This window comes from Variovorax sp. dw_954 (assembly GCF_018449755.1).
Taxonomy (GTDB): domain Bacteria; phylum Pseudomonadota; class Gammaproteobacteria; order Burkholderiales; family Burkholderiaceae_C; genus Variovorax.
Window position 1 is genome coordinate 1 of sequence record NZ_JAAVVD010000122.1, and the last position, 417, is coordinate 417.

The following is a 417-nucleotide window of genomic DNA, read 5'->3' on the forward strand; positions in this document are numbered from 1 at the left end:
TCGCGACGGAAGCGGCCGCCTTGTCGCCGCGCGCCAGTTCGCTGCGCGCCACGCCGTCCCAGGCCCAGAGCTGGTAGTAGCCCGAGTCGGTGCCCACCGCACGGGTGGTGAGCTGGCGGTACAGCGCCACGGCTTCGTCGGGCTTCTTCTCGGCCAGCAGCAGCCGCGCGCGGGTGCGCTCGAGCTGGGCCGCGAGCTGGGGCTCGGCCGGCGGCGCGAGTTGGTCGAACAATTGCCGTGCACGCGCGGTGTCGCCCGATTCGATCAGCGCGTTGACCAGCGACGATTGCACCAGTGGCGCATAGCGCTCGGAGCTGTTGGCCAGCGCGGTCTCGTAGCTGGCCACGGCGCCGGCATAGTTGCCGCGGCGCGTCTGCACGTCGCCGATCACCTTGTTGGCCGGGCCGACGATGAGCC

1 protein-coding gene is annotated in these 417 nt (G+C 71.7%); it reads right to left on the reverse strand.

Going from position 1 to position 417, the window contains the following annotated elements:
- Window positions 1-417 (reverse strand): tetratricopeptide repeat protein (locus tag HB681_RS37800; protein WP_345944819.1); only part of this gene is annotated, 417 nt, incomplete at both ends.